19 protein-coding genes are annotated in these 20,872 nt (G+C 57.3%); 16 read left to right on the plus strand and 3 right to left on the minus strand.

Annotated features, from left to right (window positions below; all coding sequences use genetic code 11):
• Positions 1-7 precede the first annotated feature (7 nt).
• The 11 genes from leuD (at position 8) to RRU01S_RS06490 (ending at position 10,574) form a co-directional block, all read left to right on the plus strand.
• Positions 8-622, plus strand: coding sequence for a 3-isopropylmalate dehydratase small subunit (gene leuD, locus RRU01S_RS06440; protein WP_045229392.1), 615 nt, complete (start codon positions 8-10; stop codon positions 620-622).
• A 56-nt stretch (positions 623-678) separates the two neighbouring features.
• A complete protein-coding gene (locus RRU01S_RS06445) occupies positions 679-1,896 on the plus strand; it encodes an ABC transporter substrate-binding protein (RefSeq protein ID WP_045229393.1) in 1,218 nt (405 codons plus the stop codon).
• A 69-nt stretch (positions 1,897-1,965) separates the two neighbouring features.
• Positions 1,966-2,835, plus strand: a complete 870-nt coding sequence (locus RRU01S_RS06450; RefSeq protein WP_045229394.1) for a branched-chain amino acid ABC transporter permease — start codon at positions 1,966-1,968, stop codon at positions 2,833-2,835.
• A complete protein-coding gene (locus RRU01S_RS06455) occupies positions 2,832-3,809 on the plus strand; it encodes a branched-chain amino acid ABC transporter permease (RefSeq protein WP_045229395.1) in 978 nt (325 codons plus the stop codon). Before RRU01S_RS06450 ends, RRU01S_RS06455 begins: the two co-directional genes overlap by 4 nt.
• On the plus strand, positions 3,802-4,542 hold the full coding sequence (locus RRU01S_RS06460) for an ABC transporter ATP-binding protein (protein ID WP_045229396.1): 741 nt from the start codon (positions 3,802-3,804) through the stop codon (positions 4,540-4,542). The genes RRU01S_RS06455 and RRU01S_RS06460 overlap by 8 nt, the downstream gene beginning before the upstream one ends.
• Positions 4,535-5,236: an ABC transporter ATP-binding protein gene (locus RRU01S_RS06465; protein ID WP_045229397.1), complete on the plus strand. Its 702-nt coding sequence runs from the start codon at positions 4,535-4,537 to the stop codon at positions 5,234-5,236. Before RRU01S_RS06460 ends, RRU01S_RS06465 begins: the two co-directional genes overlap by 8 nt.
• Positions 5,237-5,292: 56 nt before the next feature.
• Positions 5,293-6,186, plus strand: a complete 894-nt coding sequence (locus RRU01S_RS06470) for an isocitrate lyase/PEP mutase family protein (RefSeq protein WP_202032560.1) — start codon at positions 5,293-5,295, stop codon at positions 6,184-6,186.
• A gap of 16 nt (positions 6,187-6,202) precedes the next feature.
• The gene (locus RRU01S_RS06475) at positions 6,203-7,603 is read left to right on the plus strand and encodes an FAD-dependent oxidoreductase (protein ID WP_045229399.1); all 1,401 of its coding nucleotides are present in this window, start codon (positions 6,203-6,205) and stop codon (positions 7,601-7,603) included.
• Between the two features lie 18 nt (positions 7,604-7,621).
• Entirely contained in the window at positions 7,622-8,392 is a 771-nt protein-coding gene (locus RRU01S_RS06480; protein WP_045229654.1) for an aspartate/glutamate racemase family protein, read from the plus strand.
• Entirely contained in the window at positions 8,389-9,165 is a 777-nt protein-coding gene (locus tag RRU01S_RS06485; protein ID WP_045229400.1) for an aspartate/glutamate racemase family protein, read from the plus strand. Before RRU01S_RS06480 ends, RRU01S_RS06485 begins: the two co-directional genes overlap by 4 nt.
• Positions 9,165-10,574 carry an MmgE/PrpD family protein gene (locus tag RRU01S_RS06490; protein WP_065699393.1) on the plus strand — a complete coding sequence of 470 codons (1,410 nt, stop codon included), beginning with the start codon at positions 9,165-9,167 and terminating at the stop codon, positions 10,572-10,574. Before RRU01S_RS06485 ends, RRU01S_RS06490 begins: the two co-directional genes overlap by 1 nt.
• 4 nt (positions 10,575-10,578) lie before the next feature.
• Here the strand turns inward: RRU01S_RS06490 and RRU01S_RS06495 are convergent, their stop codons facing one another.
• Positions 10,579-11,358, minus strand: a complete 780-nt coding sequence (locus RRU01S_RS06495) for a GntR family transcriptional regulator (RefSeq protein ID WP_081880006.1) — start codon at positions 11,356-11,358, stop codon at positions 10,579-10,581.
• Positions 11,359-11,644: 286 nt separating this feature from the next.
• Between RRU01S_RS06495 and RRU01S_RS06500 the strand changes: the two genes are divergently transcribed.
• Together RRU01S_RS06500 and RRU01S_RS06505 are read left to right on the plus strand one after the other, a co-directional pair.
• Positions 11,645-12,640 carry a glycosyltransferase family 2 protein gene (locus RRU01S_RS06500; protein WP_045229655.1) on the plus strand — a complete coding sequence of 332 codons (996 nt, stop codon included), beginning with the start codon at positions 11,645-11,647 and terminating at the stop codon, positions 12,638-12,640.
• The gene (locus RRU01S_RS06505; RefSeq protein ID WP_045229403.1) at positions 12,637-14,826 is read left to right on the plus strand and encodes a hypothetical protein; all 2,190 of its coding nucleotides are present in this window, start codon (positions 12,637-12,639) and stop codon (positions 14,824-14,826) included. The genes RRU01S_RS06500 and RRU01S_RS06505 overlap by 4 nt, the downstream gene beginning before the upstream one ends.
• On the opposite strand, the gene RRU01S_RS06510 is transcribed toward RRU01S_RS06505, so the two are convergent.
• On the minus strand, positions 14,823-15,911 hold the full coding sequence (locus tag RRU01S_RS06510) for a hypothetical protein (RefSeq protein ID WP_045229404.1): 1,089 nt from the start codon (positions 15,909-15,911) through the stop codon (positions 14,823-14,825). The genes RRU01S_RS06505 and RRU01S_RS06510 overlap by 4 nt on opposite strands.
• On the minus strand, positions 15,908-17,206 hold the full coding sequence (locus RRU01S_RS06515) for a lipopolysaccharide biosynthesis protein (protein ID WP_045229656.1): 1,299 nt from the start codon (positions 17,204-17,206) through the stop codon (positions 15,908-15,910). The genes RRU01S_RS06510 and RRU01S_RS06515 overlap by 4 nt, the downstream gene beginning before the upstream one ends.
• 168 nt (positions 17,207-17,374) lie before the next feature.
• Between RRU01S_RS06515 and RRU01S_RS06520 the strand changes: the two genes are divergently transcribed.
• From RRU01S_RS06520 to RRU01S_RS06530, 3 genes are read left to right on the plus strand one after another with little or no spacing between them, the layout of a single operon-like run.
• Positions 17,375-18,790 carry a GumC family protein gene (locus RRU01S_RS06520; RefSeq protein WP_165572211.1) on the plus strand — a complete coding sequence of 472 codons (1,416 nt, stop codon included), beginning with the start codon at positions 17,375-17,377 and terminating at the stop codon, positions 18,788-18,790.
• The gene (locus RRU01S_RS06525) at positions 18,790-20,121 is read left to right on the plus strand and encodes an O-antigen ligase family protein (protein WP_045229405.1); all 1,332 of its coding nucleotides are present in this window, start codon (positions 18,790-18,792) and stop codon (positions 20,119-20,121) included. The genes RRU01S_RS06520 and RRU01S_RS06525 overlap by 1 nt, the downstream gene beginning before the upstream one ends.
• A complete protein-coding gene (locus RRU01S_RS06530; RefSeq protein WP_052816022.1) occupies positions 20,111-20,863 on the plus strand; it encodes a polysaccharide deacetylase family protein in 753 nt (250 codons plus the stop codon). Before RRU01S_RS06525 ends, RRU01S_RS06530 begins: the two co-directional genes overlap by 11 nt.
• Positions 20,864-20,872: the final 9 nt, after the last annotated feature.

Genomic DNA, 20,872 nt, shown 5'->3' on the forward strand with positions numbered 1-20,872 from the left:
GACAATGATGAAAGCATTCACTCGCGAAACATCAACGGCTGTCGCCATACCCGGCGTCAACTGCGACACGGACCAGATCATTCCCGGACGCTTTTTGAAGGCGGACCGTGCGCAGGGCTATGGCCAGTTCCTGTTCCATGACATCAGGCGCGACGAGCATGGGGAAATCGACCCTGCCTTCCCGCTGAACAAGGCGGGTGCCGATGCCGCGACCATTCTTCTTGTCGAGGATAATTTCGGTTGCGGATCGTCGCGCGAGGGTGCTGTCTACGCGCTGGTGGATCACGGCATTCGCTCTGTCATCGGGCCGAGTTTTGGCGACATCTTCTTCAACAATGCGCTGAAAAACGGGCTCGTGCCGGTTCGCCTGACCGCTGAGCATTGTGATGCGCTGGCTGAACATCTCGCCCGCTTTCCCGACGCGGAGGTTACGGTTGATCTTGAGGCTGGCGAGCTTGTCTTGCCCGGTAATCTCGGCACTCATCCCATTGCCATCGATCCCTTCGCGCGGGACTGCATCTTACGCGGTCTGGACGAGATCGAGATGACATTCACATACATGGAGCAGATCACCGCCTTCGAGACGGATCGAATGGCGTCGCATTCCTGGCTGGGCCGTTGACGGGCGGACCAGCGAGTTTCTTTTGCCGTCTCATAAAAAAACTGGGAGCATAAAAAATGACATTCAAAATCGAACGACGCGACCTTTTAAAAGTCTCTGGTGCCCTTGCGGTCAGCCTGGCTGCACCATCCATCCTGCGCGCGCAGGCCGCCACCGTGAAGGTTGGCGTCATCGAGCCACTGACGGGCAACCTCGCCTATAACGGTACTCAAAGTGCTGCCGGAGCAAAGTTCGCCGCAGAAGCGATCAATGCCGCAGGCGGCATCAAGTCCATGGGCGGCGCGAAAATCGAGCTCGTCATCGTCGATGCACAGAGCCGCCCGGAAGCCGCGGCCTCCGCTGTCGATACGCTGATCCAGGCCGATGCCTGCGCCTTCACCGGCGCGACAGCATCCGCACTCGGCCTTGCGTCCTCGCAGGCAGCAGCAAAGTACAATCTCGCGCAGGTCTTCTCCATCGGTACCGCCGAAACGGTTGTCCAGCGCGGCCTGCCGAATGTTTTCCGCTTCACGCCGGGCGTCAACAAATGCACGAGCGTCGCGCTTGAAAACCTCAAGCTACTCAATGCAGGCGCTGGCAATTCCATCAAGACAGCGGCCATCGTCCATGAGGACGGTCCGTTCGGCTCCAACATGGCGAAAATTCTGGCTGAGCAGCTGCCGAAGCAGGGTATCGAAGTTGTCGAAACAATCTCGCACCCGACACCTCAGCGCGATTTCTCCAACATCGCGCTCCGCGTCAAGGCATCGAAAGCCGATATTCTTATCCCTTCGAACTACATCAACGAATACACATTGATGGCGCGTGCGCTGAACCAGCAGCGCGTTGAACTCAAGGCCATCTATTCCATCCTTGGTGGTGCTGCATCCAACATCAAGTTCGTTCGCGAGAACAAGGAAGTCGCCCAATATGTGATGGACTGCAATCATTGGTACGATCCGTCCAAGGATCTGTCCAAGGCACTCGCCGCCAGTGTTGCCGCTGCCAAGCTGGACCTGACCTACGACGTCATGGTGTCCTATGCGACGATACAAGTCATTGCTGACGCTCTGGAGCGCGGCGCTTCGGCTGATCGCCAGAAGATGATCGAAGCCTTGGCCGCATCGACCTTCGACCAGTCCATCATGCCTTATGGACCGACGAAGTTCGTCAATGGCGACAATGTCAACTCGCAGCCGGTGAACACGCAGATCCGTGGTGACAAGATCGAACTGGTCTTCCCGAAGGAATATGCCACGGCCGAAGCGGTCTTCCCGATCCCAGCCAAAAACTGACACGGTCTCGCCCCCATGGACGCGGATGTCCCTGGGGGCGCTCTTCAAACGACAGAGAGGCGAGCCCTGATGTCAAGTCTGATCTTACCTGCCGTGTTGAGCGGCCTGATGATGGGAGCCGTCTATGCGCTTGTGGCGCTGGGCCTCACCCTGATTTACGGCGTGCTCCACATCATCAACTTTGCGCATGGCAGCCTGTTGATGCTGGCGCTCTACGCCGTCTATTTCCTTTACTTCTATTTTGGCGTCGATCCCTATCTCGCCATCCCGCTCGTTCTTCCGGCCTTCTTCGCGCTCGGTTACGTGTTGCAGCGGTTCCTGATTGCGCCGATGAGCAGCGGTTCGGAACAGAACGTTCTTCTCATCACCCTCGCGGTGTCGATGATCATCGACAATCTGGCGCTCTACTTCTGGACGTCGAATACGCGCACGGCTGATATCGCCTATGCCTACGACACTGTCGAAGTGCTGGGTGCATACCTGCCGCTTGGTCGTGTCATCGCTTTCGGTGCAGCCCTTGCAGTCGCGCCTTTGCTCTGGTGCTTCATGGCCTATACCCGCACAGGCTCTGCTATTCGCGCCGTTGCAATCGAAAAGCGCGGTGCAGAACTCGTCGGCATCGATGTCAACCACACCTATGCCATCTGTTTCGGCATCGGCACCGCCTGTGTCGCACTGGCCGCCTGCCTGCTGTTGCCCACCTTCTACATCACCCCGCAGGTCGGCTACACCTTCGTTTTGGTCGCCTTCACGACTGTGGTTCTGGGTGGAATGGGTAGCCTGCTGGGTGCCTTGGTTGCCGGTCTGCTGCTCGGTGTCATCGAGTCTCTCTGCGGTCTCTTCCTTGGCGAAAGCCTGGGCCAGATCGGCATCTTCCTCGCTTTCATCCTCATCCTTCTCTTCAAACCGTCAGGGCTTCTCGGGAGGGCAAGGACATGAGACCTCAATCCATCGGGCAGATTGCCCTCATCGCAGCGGCTCTCGCCTATCTCTTCGGGGTCTATTTCGCCTCATCGCCGGTGTGGATGGGCTTTACCATCAATGCGCTGATCGTCGCGGTCGTCGCCCTGTCGTGGAACATCACCGGCGGTTTCGGCGGCCTGTCGTCCTTCGGTCATGCTGCCCTTTACGGCACCGGTGCCTATGCATCCGCCATCCTTCAGGTGCAGTATGGCGTCAACGCATGGGTCGGCTTCGGGGCTGGCATTCTTGCCGGTGCCGTCATGGGTGCCTTCATCGGCGCTCTGGCGTTCCGTTATGGCCTGAAGGGTTCCTATTTTGCGCTCGTTACGCTGGCCTTTGCCGAAGTGCTGCGCATCTGCGCATCGTCCTTTGACTTTACCGGCGGCGGCAGCGGGCTGCAATTGAAGCTGGCACCAGGCGTGGCCAACCTGCAATTCAACGACCGCGCCGTTGCCTACACTGCTCTTCTGGTCGTGGTGGCACTGGTCATGGCGCTGACGGCTCTCATCAAATATTCCCGCTTCGGTGCCTATCTCATAGCCGTCAGGGAAAACGAGGATGCCGCCCGCGCGCTCGGCATCGACACCTACAAGATCAAGGTGCAGGCGATGGCCATCTCGGGTGCTTTCGGTGGCTTGGCTGGCGTTCTCTATCTCCAGCTTTGGCTCTTCATCGACAGCAACGTGGTCTATGGCAGCGCCGTCTCCATCGAGGCGCTGATCGGCCCGATTATCGGCGGTGCCGGAACCATCTGGGGTCCGCTTCTCGGCACTCTCGGCCTGCATCTCCTCGGTGAAGGCGCAAAACATCTTCTGCCCAATGCGCCCGGTTTGAATTTCGTGCTCTACGCGATTGTGCTGATCTGCGCGCTGCGCTTCCTGCCCAACGGTCTTGTTGGCCTTGCCGGCAAGCTCGGCACCTTCAAGAAGAAGGAGGACGACAATGCTTGAGGTTCGTAATCTTTCCAAAAGCTTCGGCGGCTTGAAGGCTGTCACCGACGCTTCGCTCGATGTGCCCGAAGGCTCCATTGTCGGACTTCTCGGCCCGAACGGCGCAGGCAAGACGACCTGCTTTACGATGATTGCCGGTTTTACCAAGGCCGACGAAGGCACGGTGCGCTTTCAGGGCAAGAACATCACCGGCCTTGCGCCGCACAGCATCTGCGCGCTGGGCATGATCCGCACCTTCCAGATTGTCCAGCCCTTTGCGGGGCTCACGGTTCAGGAAAACATCGCTGTTGGTGCCTATCTCCACCACCACGACCGTCGCGAAGCCATGTCTGTGGCGCGGGATGTGGGCAAGCGGCTGGGCATGGGCGCGATGCTTGATCGCCCCGCATCTTCGCTGACGATTGCCGGGCGCAAACGGCTGGAGCTGGCGCGGGCGCTGGCAACGGGAGCGAAGCTGCTGCTGCTCGACGAGGTCATGGCCGGATTGATCCCCTCCGAAATTACCGAGATCGTCGGCATCATCAGAAAAATCCGCGAGGAAGGGCACACCTTCCTGATGATCGAACACGTCATGCAGGCTGTGATGCAGCTGGCCGAAACGGCCTATGTGCTGAACCAGGGCAAGATGATTGCCCATGGCACGCCGCGTGAACTCGTGAAGGACCCGTCCGTGGTAGAAGCCTATCTCGGCCACGGTGCCGCAGCGCGGCTGCAGGAGGAAAACCATGCTTGATATCAAGGGTATCCGCGCTGGCTACGGCTCGATGAGCGTGCTGCAAGGCATCGATATGAGCGTCGAAAATGGCGAAATCGTCGCTTTGCTGGGCTCCAACGGGGTCGGCAAGACCACGCTGAACAACGTCATATCGGGTTTCATCAAGCCCAGCGCCGGATCGATCTCTTTCAAGGGCGTGACCATCACCGGCAAGAATGCGCGGGATATCGTGGCGCTTGGCATCGCCCATGTGCCGGAAGGGCGAAAGGTTTTCCCAAACCTCTCGGTTGGCGAAAATCTCAAGCTCGGCGCGTTTCGCCGTGCCAGCAAAAACACCAAGCAGAACTTCGAGCGCATCTGCGAAATCTTTCCAAGGCTTCGCGAAAGAATGAACCAGCTGGCGGGCACGCTGTCTGGCGGTGAACAGCAAATGCTGGCAATCGGTCGCGGCATGATGTCGGAGCCGGAGCTGCTCATTCTGGATGAACCGTCGCTCGGTCTTTCCCCCATCATGGTCGAAGAAATGTTCGGGCTGATCACCAAGATCAATGCTGACGGTGTTGCCGTGCTGCTGGTCGAGCAGAATGTCATGCAGTCGCTGGGTGTTGCCAAGCGTGCCTATGTCATCGAGCAGGGGCGTTTCGTCATGCAGGGAGAGGCCGCAACCCTGCTGGCCGATCCGCAGTTGCGCCAGGCCTATCTCGGAATGTGAGACGCGGCCCCGGATGGAGTGAGCCGGGGCCAATTTACGGAGAAATGGAGAATAGAATGTCCCTTACACGTACCCAACGTCTGCGGCAGTTGCTCGCAGGCGAACGAGCCCTCATGGCTCCCGGTGTGGTCGATGCCATGTATGCCCGTCTTGTGACAGAAGCCGGTTTCGACGCCATGTATATGACGGGTGCTGGCACCTCTGCCACGCGGCTTGGCTATCCCGATGTGGGTTTGCTGACGATGACGGAGATGGTCGATAATGCCACCCGCATTGCCGATGCATCCGATATTCCGCTGATTGCCGATGCCGACAATGGTTTTGGCGGTCCGCTCAATGTGCGGCGCGCCATTCAGCTCTATGAGCGCGGCGGTGTGGCCGCGGTCCATCTGGAAGATCAGGTCCTGCCAAAGCGCTGCGGCCATCTGGCAGGCAAGCAGATCGTTCCAGTCGAAGACATGGTGGCGAAGGTGAAGGCCGCTGTAGACGCGCGTATCGACCAAGATTTCGTCGTCATCGCCCGCACGGATGCGCTGGCGCTGCATGGCCGGAACGCTGCGTTCGACCGTGCGGAAATGTACCGGGAGGCAGGTGCCGACGTCATCTTCATCGAAAGCCCCGGCCCGGATGACCTGGCGCATATCGCACCGCGCTTCCCCGGCATTCCGCTGCTCTACAACATGGCGACCTCAGGCAAGACACCCTTTCTCACGCGGTCTGAAATCGAAGCACTGGGCTTCAAGCTCATCATCTACCCCAACTGGCTGCTGCTTTCGGCCTGCGAAGCCGCGCGCAAGACGCTTCAGGTCTTGAAGACGGAAGAGACCATCGCTTCGGTCGCTCCAAACGTCATGAACTTCAAGGAGTTCTTCGATATGGCGCGGATGCCTGAAATTCAAGAACTGGAAGCCCGCTACGGCACCCCGGAAGCAAACCGTACCAGCTATTGAACAGGAGATTTGAGCCATGGCAGTGCTATCTGCGGAAGGCGTGACGTTCGATTTTGAAATGCCGGTGGTCGTCGTCGGGGCAGGGGCCTGCGGTCTGGTCGCAGCCCTTGCGGCGCATGATGCGGGTCAGGAGGTGATGGTGCTGGAGCGGGACGAGAATCCCACTGGCTCCACCTCCCTGTCTGCAGGTCTCATTCCCGCACCCTGCACAAGGTTGCAGAAGGAAGCGGGCATTGAGGACAGTCCAGAACTTTTCGCACAAGACCTTGTTGCCAAAACCCATGACCATACACCCCACGACATGGCGCTGGTTGCGGCACAAACCGCAGGCCCGATGATCGACTGGTTGATGGATACGCATAAGGTGGAGTTCGAACTGGTCACGGGGTTCACCTATCCCGGCCATTCGCGCCTCCGCATGCATGGCCCCAAAAGCCGGACCGGTGCCGATCTGCAGCAGTCGCTTCTCTCTGCTGTGTCCAACGCCGATATCGATATCGTTACACATGCGTCGGTCGAAGACCTCTATGTGGATGCGACGGGTCGCGTGACGGGCGTCCGTTTCCGCCGCCCCGATGGTGCGCTGGAAATGTTGGGCTGCAAGGCACTCGTTCTTGCCTCCTGCGGCTTTGCAGGCGATGTCGCGCTTGTCCAGAAATACATCCCGGAAATTGCCGATGCCGAGTGCTGCGGCCACCTTTCCAACACAGGCGATGCGGTGAAATGGGGACAGGCAATTGGTGCCGCGCTTGCCGATATGGGCTCCTATCAGGGACATGGGTCGGTCGCGCACCCCCATGCCTTGCCGTTGACATGGGCCGTCATCACCAAGGGCGGCATTCTTCTCAACGTGGAAGGTCAACGTTTTTCCAATGAGATGCGCGGCTATTCCGAACACGCCGCTGAAGTCGCTGCGCAACCTGACCACATCGCTTGGGACATCTATGATGCCAGGGGCGACGAGGCTGGGATGGGCTTTTACGACTACCGTGAAATCCGCAAGCTGGGTGCCATCAAGACGGCAAACAGTCTGGAAGAACTTGCCTCCGTCACGGGTCTTTCGCTCGCTGCCATCCGCGAAGAGTTCGAGGCCATCGAAACCTGCGCACGGACCGGCAAGCCCGATCGGTTTGGTCGAAGCTTTCCGCCAGATCAGATGCTGAGTGCGCCTTATTATGCGGTCAAGGTCAACGGCGCATTGTTCCACACGCAAGGCGGGTTGGTCATCGATGCCGAGGCGCGGGTGCTGCGCGAAAATGGCACTGTTTTGCCGAACCTTATGGCGGGTGGTGGGGCTGCGCGCGGCGTGTCTGGCGATTCCAATTACGGATATCTCTCCGGCAATGGTCTTTTGACGGCGACAGCCTTTGGCCGCTTGGCTGGCATCACAGCTGCGCGGATTGCTTCCGAAAGCTGAAAACAAGAGGAGGACATGATGAAGAAGGTTATGGTCATCGTACCGTTTCCCATGGGGCAGGACGATCTCGCCCGCAGGCAAGCGCAGATGAAGGCGGTCGATCTCGGCCCCGGCATCGAGTTTCACTATCGCTCGGTGCGGGTTGGGCCGAAGAATTATTCGAGCCAGCACGATATGGCGCTCGCCGATTTCTCGATCCTCGACGCCGGGCTCGATGCCGAGAAAGAGGGTTTCGACGCTGTCTGCATCGACACCATGTCCGATAGCGGCATGTCGATGCTGCGTTCCGTTCTGACCATCCCTGTCATCGCGCCGGGGCGTCATTCCATGCTGATGGCACAGATGCTGGGCGACAAATTCTCGATCCTGATGATGTGGGATCGCTGGAAAATGCTTTATACCAAGACGCTGGGCGAGCTTGGCATGGAGCATAAATGTGCCTCCATGCGCTCGATTGGCGTGACGCCCGACAATAAGAGCTTGCTTGCCGGCAAGGAAGACGAAGTCTTCCCGCTTCTGCTGGACGCCGCGAAGAAATGCGTTGAGGATGGCGCGCAGGTGCTGATCCTGGGCTCCACGACCATGCACGAGGCACATTCCTGGCTCTCCGCCCGCATCGGCGTTCCCGTCATCAATCCCGGTCCGCTCACCTACAAGCTGGCGTCCATCGCACTCGATCTGAACCTCACCCACAGCAAGGCGACATGGCCGACACCGCTGTCGCCCAAGCATGACATGATCCGTGCCATCGGCGCTGCCGGTGCGGCCTATCTGGAGGGCAACCAATGACCCGCATTCTAGTCATCGTTCCCTTCGCGCTGGATGCTGAGGGCGTGCGCAATCGCGAGGCGCAGTCGCAATATGTACCGCTGCCTGCGGATTGGGAACTGACCTACCGCCCCGTCACCTGCGGCCCGACATCCTTCATGTCTCCGCATGACTGGGGCCTGATGGACCTTGCCATCTTCGAGGCCGGATGCAAGGCGCAAGACGAAGGCTTTGACGCCGTCTGCATCGACACGATGTCGGATAGCGGCATGGTTATGCTCCGCTCCGTCCTCTCCATTCCCGTCATCGGTGCAGGCAAGGCCTCCATGCTTTACGCACTGACGCTCGGCGGCAAATTCTCGGTGCTGGCACAATGGGAACCGGCGCTGCCGCGATACCGCAAGGCCATCCGCGAATATGGTTTCGACCGCCAATGCGCCTCGGTGCGCAGCTTCGATCAGCCGCCGGATTTCTCCAACCTGCTGGGTGGCAAGGAAGATAGCGTCTTCCCACGCATGCGCGATGTTGCCATGCGCTGCATCGAGGAAGATGGCGCTGAGGTCATTTGCCTTGGGTCGACGACCATGCATCAGGCTGGCGAGTACCTCGCTGCGAACCTGCCCGTGCCCGTCGTCAATCCCGGTCCACTGACCTACAAGCTGGTCGAAACATTTCTGGCGCTCGGCCTTACCCACGGCAGGGACGTCTATCCGCCTCCGGTCGAGCCACGGCTGGATATGCTGCACGCCATGATGAAGGCGGGAGCGGAAGCTGAGGGCAAGGTGAAAGGCTGATGATGCAAAGCGCCGCCACATCTCTGGCTTTAGCTGCCGCCGGGACCAATGTCATGGAGGCTGCGTCGCCCATGCGCGCGGCATATCGCAATTTTGTACTGGATACGATTGCGGTGATGGCGGCGGGAGCGGCGCATCCATCCATATCATCCGCGCGCCAAGCCTTCGTCATGACCGGCGGATCCGGAAAGTCTTCTGCCTTGGGAATCGCAGAGCCTTGTCCGGCGGGCATTGCGGGTCTCGTCAATGGAATGGCGATGACGGTGCTGCAATTGCAAGACGGCCATCGTCGGGCGCGGGGTCATCCCATGAGCCACGTCCTGCCCGCCGCACTTGCGGTTGCCGAGGAGACAGGCGCATCGACGGATGCCTTTCTCAACGCAATCGTGGCAGGCTACGAAGTTTGCGCGCGGATCGGTTCCTCTCTGGGTGGCATGCAGCCCTTGCTCCACGATACTGGAACCTTTGGCTGCATCGGTGCTGCTGTCGCCGCCGCTTATCTGTTCGGACGAACCTCAGAAGAGCATGGTCGTGCTGCATTGATAGAAGCAGCGATCGGTAACGCCGCTTCTGTCACGCTCTTTCCTTTTCGCGATACCTGCATGGAGGGTGCGATGACCCATCATCTTTTCGTGGGTTTGGGTGTGCAGAACGGAATTGCTGCTGCTCGCAGTGCGCAAGCAGGGTTTTTGCCATCTGACGCCACGCTTGAGCGGTTTTTCGGGCCGCGTGCTGGCGACGCTTTCAATCCGGCGCTCTTGACCGAGGGTATCGATGATAATGGTCAATGGTCTTCCGACGAAATAACCAACGCCTATTTGAAATGGCATCCTGTCTGTGCCCATCTCAGCCCCATGCTGGATTGTATCGAACTCCTGCGCGAGCGCCTGGGTGGCTTCGAACTCGCCCACCTTCGAAATGTGCGGATCGAGGTGTATTCGACCGCGCTTCAATACGATTCCCCAAATCCGGCGAGTGATCTGGCTGCGAGGTTCAGTTTCAGACATGCTGCGGCCCTAGCCCTGCGCTTCGGCCCTTTGCGACACGATGGATTTCACCAAGAGCGTCTCGAACACCCGGATGTGGTTGATCTCGTCAGCAAAACCAGTCTGGTGATCGATAACGCCTTTACCGCGCTCTACCCGGCAAAGCGACCGGCGCGGGTAACATTGACCTTTTCGGATGGAAGCGAGGAAAGTGCGGAGGTACTGATCCCCAAAGGTGACGGCGAGTGCGCGCTTTCGCGCCGCGATGTCGATCTGAAGGCGCGACGTTTGATCAATACGGTCTGGGATGAGAGGCAAAGCGACCTGTTGGTGGCGTTGGTTGATCGTCTAGAAAACGATCCGCCTGCGGACTTTATGCATGAAATAGGCCACTTGCTCAGACGTCCGATACGAATGGCATGAAACGTCAATTTCCGAGCGAGAAATCCTTGCCGTCTTCTCGTTTCAGCGACACACGATATTCGTAACGGTCGGCCCGGTAAAATATTTCGGCGGCGTAGAAAGGCGTGAGTTCGGCGTTGAAGAACAGTCGGTTGACGAGCATGAGCGGCGCGCCGATGGGTATCTCCAGATGCTTGGCCGCGTAGTCATCGGCCAGTGTCGCTGTCAGCGTCTGTTCGACCTTCTCAACGACAGCGCCCGCCTTTTGAACAAGGTCAATCATATTGGTCGAGGCTAGGTCCTGACGTTTGAGCGTCTGCCCGATCTCAGGCAACAAATAAGCAATGGAGAGGGAATAGGGTCGGCGATCCAGCGATCGGACGCGCACGGCCCGAACGAGCTCTGTGGTTGGGGAAACCCCCATCTGCTCGCAGATCCGGGGTGGCGCCTCGCCCATGTCGAGACTGATGGCCTTCAGCCGCGTGCTTTTGCCAACCGCGTTCAGATAGCTGAACAGGCCATTGATGTTCGACACGACAGCGCGGTTAAGTTTATTCTCTTTAGATCGATCCGTGACATAGGTGCCGCGCCCGCGCGTGCGGGTCACCAGCCCCTCGGCCGTCAACATCTCCATGGCCTTGCGGATGGTGATGCGGCTGACGGAAAAGCTTTCCGACAGTTCCGCTTCGCTGGGCACGGCCACATCGCCGGGATAATAGCCCTTCAAGATACGCTCGCGCATGACCGCATACACCCGATGATAAAGGGGGGTCGGAGAATGAGTGTCGCGCATGAATAAGGGCATCCTGGAAAATGAATAGAGCTATAAAATACTTGCACAGGAGACTTGGCGGCGCAAATCAAAAGATTATAACATTATGTCATTTATACCATTTATGATTGGGCAGTCTCCTTGAGGCCGACCCACTCATCACTCTGCTTTGAAAGTTTTCGACGGGTGCAGGTTGCAGGATGGTAAGGATAATGCTGAAATAACGCGCAATACGTTAGGCGTTTAAGCTGTCGCGTATATACGTTTCGGTTGTGATGTGTCTTCTTGGTCCATCGCTTGTCAGGTGTCGGATGCGGATTTGAAACTATCGATCATTCTTAAAACACTGAACGAAGAAAAGCGCATCGGCGCTGCCATCGAAAGCGTCATCGCGGCTCTGTCTGGTCTCGAGGGCGAGATCATCGTTGCCGATAGCGGGTCGCGGGACAAGACCGTCGAGATCGCTTCGCGCTACCCCGTTATCATCGCGCAAATCGAGGCCCCGGCCAAAGCCAGTTGCGGCATTGGTCCTCAGTTGGGCTATCAATACAGCAAGGGCGAGTTCGTTTGCCTGATGGACGGCGACATGTTGCTCGATCCGACATTCTTGCCCGCAGCGCTCGATTATCTTGATAAGAACCCGCGTGTCGCGGGGGTGAGCGGCCATGTCAACGAAGTCAATCTCGACAATCTCGAATTCACCCGGCGGGTGCAGAGAAATGCGCCAGAAAACAAAAGCGGTGTCCTTGATCGGCTGAATGGTGGGGGGCTCTATCGTCGTGCGGCGATTGAAGAGGTCGGCTACTTTTCGGATCGAAACCTGCACGGCTACGAAGAATTCGACCTTGGGCAACGGCTTCGTATGCGAGGATGGACGCTCTATCGTCTGGACAGGCGGTTCGTGGACCACTTCGGCCACAGCATCAATTCCTATGTGCTGCTCACACGGCGCTGGTCTTCGAAATACCTCCGTGGTGTCGGTGAGCTTTTGCGTGCGGGGTCCGAACAGTCCCGCTTGGGGCATTTGACCAACGAACTCTCCGAAATTCGACTGTGGTTTGGTGTCTATGCGTGGTGGGTTCTATTGTTAATTTGTCTGATTGCAGGCTTCTACAATGGATACGGCTTCATCGCGTTCTTGGCCGTCCTTATCGTCCCGGTCGCCTTGATGAGCATCAAGCAAAAAAGTCTGTTACTTGGATTTTATGCCGTCGTTGCCTGGTGTTTCCATGCTGCAGCGCTTCCGCTCGGATTTCTTGCCTCCCGCCAGCCGCCGGACAAGTGGATTGAAAGCAGGCTTTTGAAGTCCCGATGAAAACACTTGTTCTTGCCAGTCTGGTTGGGTGCCTGCTGCTGTGCCAGCCCGCCGCTGCCGACGCTTGGCTCCCGGTTCGGGAACAGTCACTGGAAGTTCAGCCGGGCAGCCCACTGGATTTCTCAAGCATACTACCGAATGGTAGCATTGATGAGGCCGCCAGGATCGTGATCAATTCCGCTGGCAAGCTGGCCAAGGTCGGAGACAGCGAGACGCCACAGCGCTTTCTTTGTGCGTCGCTTGCCTGGAGCCCGGCATCTGGTGGTTTTCCCGATCATGAAACGGCAGATCGCTACGCCGCTCAGCTGAAAATGCACGGCTATAACATCGCTCGCTTCCATTACCTGGACGCGGCCTTGATGGAGGGTCGCGCTGATGATTTCAATTTCAATCCGCAGGTTCTTGATCGCGTTCACTACCTGATGGCCGCCTTGAAGCGGAATGGCATCTACTGGATTTTGGACGGGCTCACGTCCTCTCGAGGCGCTTATGGTGGTTTTGGTGATCGGTGGGAGGTTAAAGGCGATCTGAAACTGGGTACGCAGATCGATGAAAAGGATTTTGGCCACTGGCTCAAATTCCAGGAGCTGTTTCTCGCCAAGGTCAATCCCTATACCGGCATGGCCCCCGTTAACGATCCCGCGCTCGTCGCTATCGTCCCGTTCAACGAGAATGGATTAGAATTCGACTCGATGATGCAGGAGACGACGCGGGGCAGTGTGTTTTCTGATCGCCTCAAGCCCTTGTTCAACGAATGGCTTTTGAAGAAATACGGCACGACGCAAGCGCTTGCTCAAAAATGGGGCGGGTGGGTAACGGAAGGCGACCTGGCCGATCGCTCAATCGCGTTGCCTGCCAACCGTTATGAACGCAGTGAGCGGATGCGTGATCTGCAATCCTTTTTCATCGATGTGGAGCAGGGCGCTACGCGTAAGATGACCGGCGCTCTCCGCGGCTTCGGCTTTCAGGGCATTATCCTGCCTTATAACAATTGGCCAACGATCCAGACGGGTATCACCCGCAGCATTCAGGATGCTGTGGCGATGAATACCTATCAAGATTGGGTCGATTCCTACGCACCCGGCACCAGCATTCAAGGTAAAAGCTCCCTTGAGGATGGGCTTCTGTATCTGCGGACGATTGGTCTAGCGCGCTGGTTCGGGCACCCGTTTTTTGTGACCGAATACGACCATCTGTTCTGGAGCCCCTATCGTTATGAGGCGGGGCTCGCCGCGCCGTCATTTGCCGCCATGCAAGGTTGGGATGTGCTGTGTCGGCATGCGCATGGGCCGATCATTCTCGCCTATGGCGAAGACTTTCCGCATAAGAAGCAGATGCTGCCCTATGCCATTGCGCTCGACCCCGCAGCGCGCGCAGGCGAGACGCTCGCCGCACTCGTGTTTCGGCGTGGGGATGTAAAAGCATCCCTGCTTCGCATACCCTTTCTGGTGGATGGGCAAACCGGCTTGCCTGACGGTATCAACGATATGGAGCCGGAAGAGCTGACCCGCCTGGGATTGATCGGAGCCGTTGGCCTTCAGTCGCTAGCAGGCAAAGAGAGTGGCGATGTTGCAGTGGCACCCTCCCGAGATGGTCAGACAGCGATGGGTATTGTCGCGAAATTGAAAGAGCAGGGAAAGCTAAGCGCGATTCATGCCGCCGATCTGGACCAGGGACGCGTGGTCAGTTCCACTGGTGAGTTGCAATTGAATGCGCCGGAAAAAAGCCTGGCCGTGCGCTCGCCTTTGACTGAGGCGCTTGCGTTCGATGTCATCAACACGCCAATTAATCTCGGATTTGTGACCGTGCAGTCGACTTATGGCAAAGGGCTGTTTTCTTTGTCGTCTCTTGATGGCCTGCCGCTTGAGACCAGCCGAAAACAGCTGCTCATCATGGCCTCTGACGCCCGCAACAGCAATATGACGTTTCGGGATGCGGATGAGCGGATCATCGAGAATTTCGGGCAATTGCCAGTGATGATCCGCCGCATGCAGATCGGCCTTCAGTTCGGCAGCAATAGCGCGGTCACGATCTCACCAGTCGGTCTTGATGGTCGTGTTTACCCGCCCTTCGTCCATGCTGGCATCGGCGAAACTGTCATGCTGACCAATGATACGCCCCAGGGGCCAACGACCTATTTTCTGGTCGAGAAAACGAACACACCAACGTCCAACGAGCGCTTTTAGTAAAAATCGTGGACCAAGCGGCTCCAGCTTTCCCCTGCAACCCCGCCAATATAGGCTTGGCCATTCTGCATGGCTTGCCTGAACTCAGGTGATCTCGATGTAGCGGACACGCCTGTGACATGCCGATACCAGATGTCCTTGTGTCGCGATAATGCGGGTATGATCTCCGGGCGGAGTTGTGCCGATACGAACGAAAAGCCGGCTGCTTTCAAGGATTCGAAAACCGCGTCCACGACCGAATCCTGCTGACCTGTTTTCCACAAAAGGTCCAGAACCTGTACTTCGCCGCCTCTTGCACCAACAAAGGAAAAGAGGCCGCATAGATCGCCATTCTCATCCTGCACCTGAGCTAGAACAAGCCGACCGCGACCGTCTGCATCACACGATGCGGTGATCGTCCAGTCAAGGTGTTCGGCGCTGTAGATGGGGGCAACAGTGCAATGGCTCAGGAATTGATTGGCATATTGCGCGTAGACAGCCTTATCTGCTGACGCGACGCTATATCCAGAAGATAGAACGGTTGGAGCGATGGCGATGGGCACCGGCAACGATCCGGGGTGCAGCAATTTCGGATATTTTTGCGAGATACGGCGGCGGACATAGTTCACGGCAGAGGGCAGGGGTTTGAAAATCTTGTACCAGCGCAACCCCTGAACCGGCAGTTCGGTGCCGCCGATCGCTTTCAAATGCGAGACACTGACGGGTGCGGCGCTATCGGAAAAGCTGATCTGATGTCCGCGAGGACGCAGCTGGAAGATCAGAGCGGCAATGCTGCGAGGATTGGCATCGTTTGCCGCCATGAAGGCGCAAGCCAGCCGCGCCGTGACGGGTTCGTCGCCAATTCTGTATGAGATGGGCAAAATAATGAGGGTGCTTTTGAGACGTCCAGCGCCATCGACCGAAACGATACTCCCATTTTCGGGCGTATAATTCGGGTGGGAAAACATGAGTTGGGAAAGGTATGCCGCGAGTTCAGCTTTGTTCGGCTTTGAACGGGTTCGGAATACGGATGAAAAGAGATCAGCGATTTGGGTTACGTCAGCAGGCTCGGTGGGTCTCACCTTGGTCGCAGGTTCTGATGTCATAATGGGACCTCCCGTGTTCTGGCCAAAGACCGTGCGACATGAAACCTCACGACAAGCCACGCGGCCAAAACGATGCTCAGTTCGATCATGTAGCCCGCAACAAAAATGCCGTAGGGCGGCCAAGCCCATGCGGCAAGGCCAATCACCATCGCGCCGATGCCATTGGAGAGGTTCAACACCCAGGCCCGTGAGGCATGCTCACCGGCGGCACCAAGTAGATCGACCGCGATTGACCATATCGCGACGAGAACGATCAGCCATGCCATGATCCGCAAGAACTGCGGCAGGGACACGTATTCTGGTCCAAAAATCAAAGGCATGAACGAGGCGGAAAAGAAGATGACGATGGCCGCGATCAGACCCAAAGCAAAAGCGACGCCCAGAATACGCATCGTCAGGCGAAACGCATGGTGGATGCCTGACATGCTGGCAACGGCAAGACGGGGGTAGACGAGCCGGTTCAGTGCATCGATGGCCATGTAGCTGCTGTCGGTTATTCGTCGCGCGACACCGTAACTGCCCACAACCTCGGCTCCGGCCACGAAGCCCAGCACCAGCAGATCGACGTTTTGACGAATGGCGCGAAAGATGAAGGGTGTGGCAAACAGCAGGCCAAGCCGTATCTCATCGCGCTCGATCACATATTTCGGGCGCCCGATGCGCAAGGCGAAGTAGGCATAGAGGGCGAGAGTGAAGAGATGGGCGGCAAGCTGCCATGTTGCCCAGCTCTGAACAGTCGAGACCTGAAATACCAGACAGGCCAATATCGCAGTCACCGTGCGGATGAAGGCAAAGCCGACGACAGAGGCGTTGGCTGCGCCATACTTAGAATGAGCGAGAAAAATGCTCTCGCCCAGCATGATCAACCGAACCAGGACGACATTGGTCAACACCAGCTGAAATGTCGTCAGGACGCTTTGGCTGGTGGTTTCACCGAAGCTGATGAACTCCGGCAGGAGTGCGGTACCGAGAGCGACCAGAACGGCGCCGCTGACGAATGTCAAAATAAGGTTGTGGCCGAATATGCGTGGAAAGCATGTGGGATCTTGGGGCACGCGGCGGACGAGGCACTCGGAAGCACCCAGCCCACACAAATGCACGGCGATGCTGGTGATGGCGATGAAGGAGACGTATCGACCGAATTCTTCCGCACCGAAAGAGCGGGCCAGAATAGCAAATGTGATGAGTTGTGCGGCATTCGCAATCAACAAGCTTGCAGACGATGCGCTGTAGGACAGCAGCATACTGATCAACCTTGGCTTGTCTTTTTTATCGTTGCTTATCATCTCGTTCATGTCCATGCCGCAAAAACAGACGTGCTGTAAACGATTTATCAGCGGACTCTATGATTTAGTAAGATTGTATATAAAGAAAATGTTTCGTTTTGATTGATGTAGAGGTTACGGTGACGCATGTACGAGTACCCAGCCGAAAAGCGGGCCAGGCCTGTATTTGATGATCCAGTGCCCAGCGCGACCGTTAAACCGAAAGGTTCGACCTCTGTTGAGCCGATGATAACGCCTGCGATTTTGCTCACATGGCTGCGCCATGGCCTGCTTTTCATCATCATTTTTGCACTTTTGGGTGGTGCCTTGGCTGTCGGCTTTGGGTTGGCGGTAAAGCCACGCTATACGTCGAGCATGGATATTCTTCTGCCGCCGCCAACCGGCCAGGTCGTGCCGAATGAACTGACGACGCCTAACATCCAGAGCGACGCGCAAATCCTCGATATTTCCAGCAAGCTTCTGCTGATAACGTCAGGCAATGTATTGAGACGCACGGTCGAGCAGCAGAACCTTCAACAGGTGCCAGAGTTCAATTCCGCCGCAGACACCGAAGACGGCCTATTCAGTTGGCTCAAATCGGCGAGCCCGCAGCCATCGGACGACGGTGTCGTTGTCGCCATGCGAAACCTCGCTAAGCGCATCAAGGTCGCACGCCAGGGCGGCACCTATCTGGTGTCGATCAGCTTGTGGACGCGTGATTCCGGTCGATCTGTCGCAGTGCTCTCGACATTGGCGCAGTCGTTTCGCGAGGAGCTGGAGGCAACCCAGACTGATCTCGCAAAGAATGCGAGTGCCGCACTGTCCAACCGTCTGGAAGAGCTGAGACTGGCCGCCACACAGGCCGCAAACAGCGTGATGCAGTTCCGCCAGGATAACAATCTGCAAAACCTTGGTGGCGGCTCGGTCAACACGCAAAGCGTATCGCAACTGAACACGTTGTTGAACGAAGCCTCTTCACGACTATCGGACGTTCAATCGCGCTACAGACGTCTGAGCCAGCCCGCGACAGACGGGATCGTGCCAACCGACACGCTGGACTCACCCACGCTGATTGCGCTGCGCTCACAATACAGCGCTCTTAAGCAACAATATGAAGAACTGGCGCTGACATACGGTACCCGCTATCCGAAACTCGTCACCGCGCGGGCCCAGCTTGGAACACTTCGTGCGGAGATGGCGCGGGAAACCGAACGCTCGCTCCAGACCATCCTGGTCGATATGGATCAGGCGGAAAATTCCGTCGCAACCTTGCGCGCGCAGTTGGAAGATGCGCAAAAACGGGTCTCGACTGACGATACGGCTCAGGTCCAGTTGCAGGAGTTGGAGCGCAACAGTCAGGCGAAATCCGCTCTGTATGACACCTTCCTGAAGCGCGTCGGTGAAACCAGCGAACAGCAGCAGATCAGTGTTTCCAACCTTCGCATCGTCACAGAACCGGTGCCGCCGGAAAAACGCAGCTGGCCCCCGCCAACACTTCTTCTGGCAATTGGCGGCGTCTTGGCCGGGTTGATAATGGGCGTCATCTCTGTTCTGGCAACGCGCCTGTTCGTCCTGCTTCGAGACAACAATTGGCGCTTTGAGCGGGTAAGCTGATGCAGACCGTGGCGGGCCTAGAAGAACAGGGAGGTTTTCAGGCCAGGATCAGGTCTCTGGTCTTTATCGGTCTCTTCCTGTTTTTCTGGGTCACGACCAATCCTTTCGTGGATCTCGTCAGCGTCGAAGTTGGTGGGTCGAATGCCACGGGTGGTTCCAATCTCCTCAACCAGCTGGTCTTTCTGGTTCTGACCCTGGTTACTCTCTACGCAGCACTCACGCATCCGTTGCGTTCGCGAATCTGCCAGCCACAGCTCCTCGTCATCGCCCTGTTTTCATGGTTTCTGATTTCGTCAGCGCTTTCGAACTATCCGACGGATGCGATCAAAAGAACCATTTTGGCGATACTGACATGCGTCAATGCGGGCATGTTTCTGTTGCTGCCGCGCTCCGAGCAGCATTTTGCGCGTCTTTTGCTGTATGGTACGGCGATAATGCTCGGCATCGCCTATTTCGGCGTCATCTTCCTGCCGATGCTGGCCATCCACCAACCGACTGAGCTGATCGAGCCAATGAATGCTGGGTTCTGGCGAGGGCAATATTCTCACAAGAATCTGGCAGCCGCCGTGATGCTGGTGGCCGTCTTTTTCGGGCTTTATTTTCGCAGCGTCGGTTGGAAGAAAAGTGGACTGGTCGTCATCGTCCTGTCGGTTTTCTTTCTCATCCAGACAGGCGGAAAATCGTCCACCGCGATGTTGCCGCTCATCCTGCTTCTTCAGTGGATATTCGAGAAATTTCGCTGGAGCCGTTGGCCGATAGCCGTTGGAGGCATTGCTGCCTTCAATCTCCTTGCGCTGGGAGCGGCACTGTCGGAAGGCTTTCGCGGTTTCATCGCTGCACTGGGCGTCGACCCCACCTTTACCAACAGAACCGATATCTGGAAAATCGCCTTCGATGCGATAACCCAGTCACCCATTTTGGGCTATGGCTTCCAGGGGTTCTGGCAGACAGCGGATATCACGCAGAGTTCGGCTGGACTGGAGACCTGGGCCGTGAAAGCCTTCAACGGGCACAATGCCTATGTCGATGCGCTTTTGACGACGGGAATTCCTGGCTTCATTCTGACCATCGCACTCGTCATCTTCGTGCCTTTGCGCGCTGTGGGACGTCTTGGGACCGCGTCCAACAGCCCGGCACTGTCGCGTCTGTTCATGCGGGTTTGGCTCTATGTCATCTATGCGGGCTGTCTCGAAGTCATCTTCTTTCAGAGCGGTAGCCCAATCTGCTTTTTCATGCTGGTCTCCATCTTCGGGCTTGAGATGCAGTCTCGGATGAGCCTTGTCAGTGACCGAAAGGCCCTTTGGGAGGGGAAACATGCCGTTGCTGTCTAAGGTGAAATATATCGGTGAGCGCATGGCTGAAAGAGCCGTGCGGGCACTGCCGGTCTCGACGCTGAATGTAACCTGCAAGCGCCCGATCGTGTCTTTCACCTTCGATGACGTGCCAGATACCGCCCACTCCGCAGGCGCAAGAATACTGGAAGAAAACGGTGTGAGAGGTACGTTCTACATTGCCGGCAGTTTGATCGGCACCACAGAGCCGGACCGAAAGCTGATTTCGGACGAAGGGTGTCGATCGCTCGCACAATCCGGCCATGAGATCGGCTGCCACACTTTTGCGCATGACTCTGTCAGAACACTAAGTAGCTCGGAGTTGGCGCGTGACCTCAATCGCAACGCCGAGGTTCTGGATGGCTTCGACCATGCTGTTGGACAACGAAATTTCGCCTATCCCTATAATCAGGGCGCGCTTCGTCATCGGCATGCTTTTGCCAAGCGCTATGCGACCGCACGTGCAGGCGGGGACCAGATCAATCGCGGCAAGGTCAATCGTTCCTATCTTTGGGGCATGGAAATCAGACAGCCCGAGACGGATGCTCTGGCTTTGACGAACCAGATCGATGCCGTCAAGGCACAACCCGGCTGGCTCATTTTCTTCACTCACGACATCAGTGATACGCCGACGCCGTATGGCTGTACGCCCTACACGTTTTCGCGGCTGGTTCGCTATGCTGTCTCCACCGGCTGTCTTGTTCTCCCCGTCCGCGACGCCCTCAACCATATCCACGAATAGGACGGCTGC

The organism is Agrobacterium rubi TR3 = NBRC 13261 (genome assembly GCF_000739935.1).
Classification (GTDB): Bacteria; Pseudomonadota; Alphaproteobacteria; order Rhizobiales; family Rhizobiaceae; genus Agrobacterium; species Agrobacterium rubi.